Raw genomic sequence first — 3,403 nt, 5'->3', positions numbered from 1 at the left:
TCCGCATTCACTACCAAACCGGCACCGCGTTGCACCCACATCACAACCACCCGGTACCGCTTCGTTCTGCGTCGCTGCATCAGCAGCAGAGAAACGAGATTATGGAGAACGGTCGGCATGTCGTCAATCCCCTTGTGCAATTATTTTCAAAAAGTTGAGCGACACCGAAACAGCCCTTGCTCAGGGCGCCAAAAAATACTTAGGTATCCGAGTTAATTTGCGTGCGATAAGTGTTCATGAAAAACGGATTTCAAACTTGGTGCCGTAACCGCCGAGCAACGTTTCGATCTCGGCATCGATGGTGTCTTTAGTCCAGGTGACGAAGCGACGCCAGTGGTATTTCGCGTGCTTCCAGAGGATTTCGATGAGATTGAGTTCGGGACTGTAGGGCGGCAGATAGAACAGCACCATGCGATGCTCGAGAAACCACCGGTCGATGATTTCCTGATCAATGTTGTGATGGATCGAGGCGTTGTCGAGGACGATGACCGTTGTCAGGCCGGGCGTGCTTTCCCGTGCAATCTGATCGAGAAACTGGACGACGTCGGGACGCTTGATCGTTGTGTTGCGCGCCTGGTACTTCAGCAGGTTGGCGCCGAAATCCAGTGCACCGAGAACCGAGCGTTTGCAGTGAGGCTGCGGGAATACACGGTGGGGTTCACCGACAGGCGACCAGCCGCGCTGCACCGGGGGCGAAGCACTGAACCCGGACTGATCGAAATAGAACAGCTGGCATGCGTCGTCGAGTGCCGCCTGCTGTAGCTTCACGAGGGTGGCAGCTTTCACGGTGAACTCCGCGGGGTCGCGCTTTTTTTCAGCGAGTAACGACCGCGCTTATAGGAAAATCGGTTGCGCTTAAGCGCAACCGACAGCGTCTCCAGACGACAGGGAAACGGCACTTCATGAACTTCCTCGACACGTTGCGCAATCTGTCTGAGCGTCATCAATTCGGCGCTCGCCGCCTCGATAGCGGTGGCGATCATGGCTTCGGACAGCGACCGGGGGCGTCCGCCCTTATGGCCGACCAGCAGACCACACAGGCCATTGTCGTGCCACGCGTGGATCCAGTTGTACACGGACTTGTCGCTCACTTCGAGCTCGAGCGCAGTCTCATGTACCCGTCGGCCGCTGTCGAGCAGCAACAGTGCCAGTCCACGGGTACGGAAGTCCTGGTGAGGATGCTTGCGCGACAGCTGTTGCAAGGTCTTCTTCTCCGGTTCGCTCAGTTCAACAACGTATTTCATCGGCAGGTCGTCGGGTTCGGTTACCCATCAGACTTGATATCGTGAAATTCGTTTACTCGAAACACTTACCAGTGGTTGCAATTTTTTGCAAGCGAGAGAGACAAACTCTATCGAACGATCTCGCGCCACGAGACACTGGAGACACTGGAGACACAAAGGACACAGAGGGAACCAGCGAACAGACGACGCACAGTAGAAACTGCGCGCGAGCCACAAAGACAATCAAGAACAAACAAGAAGCGCGAACGCGGGGAGTGGTTTTATGAAGTGCATTTCGGCGCGCGCAGCGCCGCCGGAAGTATGACTGCCTTGTCACGAGCGCGGAGTGTGCGAGGGCACAGATTCCAGATGCACCACTACCGCAACTGCGCGAGGGACCCACTTAAGAATTAGCGGTGTGAGCCGCTTTCTTTGCTTACCTTTCTTTGCGGCGGCAAAGAAAGTAAGTGCCTGCCCCGCACAGGGGCGAACACTAATAGACCAATAACAAATCAAGGAAAGGCCAACGCCGCAGGCAAACAAAAAACCCAAAAACACCCTAAAGCTCCCAGCAAGGCCAGCCGTAAACAAGTAATCCCGCCACATATTTAGCAGCCGACCATGGAAAACCCAGCAGAAGCCCAAGCAGGGGCCCAGACAGAATCTCAAGCAGAGGCCCAGGCAGAATCTCAAGCCGAGCCCCCAACCCCTGCCTCCCCGTCACAGCCCCTGACTCTGGAAGCAGTCCCGCTAGGTACCCCTCTCGCGTGGCCGATCGCAGACGCCGACAGCACACTCCTCTTCGCCACCGGCACCATCCTGGCGACCGCGGACGAACGCAAGTTCCTATTCGACAACTTCCACCCGCACCGCGGCGACTTGCTAGCCACATCCACGCAACCGGAATCCCAAACCGACCACCCCGCCGACACCACCGGCACCCTCACACTAAAGGACATGCACCTGACGATAGGTGCATTAATAGGCGTGCGCTCCCAGCTCGGCAGCGGCGCCCCAATGCATCCATGCCGCATCATCGGCTTCGCGCCCAACCAGGCGCTCTTCGTCACACCACCACTGCAAGACGGCCGCATCCTCCCGCTAAACCTCGGTGAAAACATCGAGATCGTCGCCATAGCGAGCCATGCCGTGTTTCGCTTCGTCTGCACGGTCGAGGCAGTTTGCCGCGCCCCATTCGACTACGTGGTGCTATCGAAACCCGGCGTGATCCGCCGCCTGCGCGAACGCAAGTCGATCCGCGTCCACGCGCACCTCGCGGTGCGCTTCGGCATCGGCGAAACGGGCGATTCATATGAAGGTCTGGGTCTCGCCAAAAGCATCAGCGCACTCGGCATGTCGCTGACCGCCTCGTGGACGCTCGGTGCAGTCGGCGAACGACTGCGCGTCGCTTTCTGCCTCAAATCGGCGGAGCTGCAAACCGAAATCGAAACCACCGCGGTCATCCGCAATGTGCAGAAAGGCAGTGCGCCGGGCGAGCCGTCGACCCATGGCCTCGAACTCGATCAACTCGACGCCGCGCAACAGATGGCGATGAAAGTCTTCGTATTCGACCGGCAGGACGATGTGCAGTACTGGTCCAACCGTTTGAAATAAGCGCACGAAAGCACACGAAAGCGCGCCGCATGGCGCGCGTGCCGCTCAGGCGATCAGTTCGTCCGGCATAAACAGCGCCGCGCCCCACGCATCGGCAAGCGCGTGGCAACGGCTCAGCCGTATCGCCCCCCGCTCGAAATCGACGAATACCACCTCGTCCGCGTGGCGCGGCCGGGCCGGCTGATCGCCACTGCGGCCGTCAGTCAGGATCCACAGCCAGCGCTGCTGCGCGGGCTTGCGCCGGGCGCTGCGCTCCAGCACCTGCGCAGCCTGGCGCACGCCAGACGCTAGCGGCGTGCCACCGCCTCCGCCCACCGGCCTTAGCCACCGTTCGTTCCACCAGCGCGGCACGGCGGGACCGAAACGCAGATCGGCGCCAGCACCGCCAAAACACACCAGCGCCGCCTCGGCACGCGCCGCGCTTGCGCGATCGAACAACGCAATCAGCAGCCCCTTGGCGAGTGCGAGGCGCTGCCCGCCCAGCATGGAACCCGAACAATCGAGCACAAAGCAATGCAGCACACCGCCCCGCGGCGCCTCGCACTCGCCAAGGGGCTGCTGATTGC

4 protein-coding genes are annotated in these 3,403 nt (G+C 59.9%); 1 reads left to right on the top strand and 3 read right to left on the bottom strand.

Going from position 1 to position 3,403, the window contains the following annotated elements:
- Positions 1–234: 234 nt before the first annotated feature.
- Both GNZ13_RS46385 and GNZ13_RS46380 read right to left on the bottom strand, forming a co-directional pair.
- Positions 235–786, bottom strand: coding sequence for an IS630 family transposase (locus tag GNZ13_RS46385; RefSeq protein WP_172177656.1), 552 nt, complete (start codon positions 784–786; stop codon positions 235–237).
- Positions 783–1,244, bottom strand: a complete 462-nt coding sequence (locus tag GNZ13_RS46380; protein WP_172177654.1) for a helix-turn-helix domain-containing protein — start codon at positions 1,242–1,244, stop codon at positions 783–785. The genes GNZ13_RS46385 and GNZ13_RS46380 overlap by 4 nt, the downstream gene beginning before the upstream one ends.
- Positions 1,245–1,844: 600 nt before the next feature.
- Here GNZ13_RS46380 and GNZ13_RS46375 point away from each other — a divergent pair.
- Positions 1,845–2,837, top strand: a complete 993-nt coding sequence (locus tag GNZ13_RS46375) for a flagellar brake protein (RefSeq protein ID WP_172177652.1) — start codon at positions 1,845–1,847, stop codon at positions 2,835–2,837.
- A 45-nt stretch (positions 2,838–2,882) separates the two neighbouring features.
- Here GNZ13_RS46375 and GNZ13_RS46370 read toward each other — a convergent pair.
- Positions 2,883–3,403: vWA domain-containing protein (locus tag GNZ13_RS46370; RefSeq protein ID WP_172177650.1), on the bottom strand; the 521-nt coding region annotated here is incomplete at its 5' end.

This window comes from Paraburkholderia elongata (genome assembly GCF_013177735.1).
Taxonomy (GTDB): Bacteria; Pseudomonadota; Gammaproteobacteria; order Burkholderiales; family Burkholderiaceae; genus Paraburkholderia; species Paraburkholderia elongata.
This window is presented reverse-complemented; position numbering and strand designations above follow the sequence as displayed.

Bases quoted from the DNA above. Each gene is read 5' to 3' on its own strand.
- GNZ13_RS46380 (WP_172177654.1), bottom strand. From the start codon at position 1,244: ATGAAATACGTTGTTGAACTGAGCGAACCGGAGAAGAAGACCTTGCAA.
- GNZ13_RS46375 (WP_172177652.1), top strand. From the start codon at position 1,845: ATGGAAAACCCAGCAGAAGCCCAAGCAGGGGCCCAGACAGAATCTCAA.